The 1,210-nt window shown below is 36.3% G+C and carries 2 protein-coding genes; both read left to right on the plus strand.

What is annotated here, in order from left to right; all coding sequences use genetic code 11:
* Window positions 1-368: hypothetical protein (locus ACFQ2O_RS21710; RefSeq protein WP_377533015.1), on the plus strand; the 368-nt coding region annotated here is incomplete at its 5' end.
* Window positions 365-1,210: DEAD/DEAH box helicase (locus ACFQ2O_RS21715; RefSeq protein ID WP_377533017.1), on the plus strand; the 846-nt coding region annotated here is incomplete at its 3' end. The genes ACFQ2O_RS21710 and ACFQ2O_RS21715, both read left to right, overlap by 4 nt.

Genomic DNA, 1,210 nt, shown 5'->3' on the forward strand with positions numbered 1-1,210 from the left:
GAACATATTCATTAATTGAATATCGTCTTACAGAATATAGTTTCAAGCATAAACTTTGGAAAGATGGTGTACCCTATACTATAGATAAGAACTGGGGTAGGTATTCAATACTTGCACATCATAAAAAGAATGTCATTTTTAATGATAGAGATAAAAATGTTGTTGCGATTCCAGCAGCTTTACCATTACCAAGACTAATATCTGAGGCTATGACTCTATTTAGTGGGAAGGCACCTAAACGCAAACAACTTGAGATAGAAGGTATTAAAGCCTGGTATAATGTTTATGAAAATATCCCAACATTTTTTGGGTATAATTATTTTATGAAGGTTGGGCAAAAACTGCATGAAACTATAATAGAATTATGAAAGACCCGGTTGGATCATTCGAAGCTATCAAAGATAACTTCATACGTTATGTTAAGACTGCCTTCAAAACGAAATTTGATAGCGTAGAATCTGAACGTGAAGTGTTATTAAATGAAGACAAGGTACTCTTCCGACAGCCTTGGATTGAACCTTTGCCTGAATACCTATCTAGTGGTAAGACTATTGATAGTTTAACTGCTAATGATTTGCCAGGGTTAAATGAAGTGCATGCTAAGACGTTTAAAGGTCTCGTAAGCCGAGGTTTAGTAAAGGGTTATGAACTACATTCTCACCAATCCCAAATGCTTAAGCAGGCATTATCAGGTAAGAACTGTATTATCACTTCAGGAACTGGTTCAGGAAAAACTGAATCATTTTTGCTGCCCCTGTTTGCGCAATTATCTAAAGAACTTTCTACTTGGAGCCAACCAGATGTAATAAGCCAAAATGTAGATAACTGGTGGAATGGCAATTTGAGTATGCGGGAAATTGTAGATGCTGAGAATGACTTTACTCTTGCCAAGGGAGTACAACAGAGGGGGCATGAAACACGTCCTCAGGCAATGAGAGCTATGATATTATATCCTATGAATGCTCTTGTTGAAGATCAAATGACCCGTCTGCGAATTGCGCTTGACTCAGACCCTGTAAGAGAATGGTTTGAGAATAATACAGTGGGAAATAAAATTACATTCGGAAGGTATAATGGTACAACACCAGTTGCAGGGAAATTATTTAAACTAAACGAGCAAGGAAATAGAGAAGTAAATACTTCAAAGTTAAATACTCTTAGACGTGAGTTACAATCTATAGAGAGGAATCAAAGTAAAGTTGAAGAATAT

Origin of the sequence: Pontibacter rugosus (genome assembly GCF_042678745.1) — a bacterium.
In the GTDB taxonomy this organism is placed as follows: Bacteria; Bacteroidota; Bacteroidia; order Cytophagales; family Hymenobacteraceae; genus Pontibacter; species Pontibacter rugosus.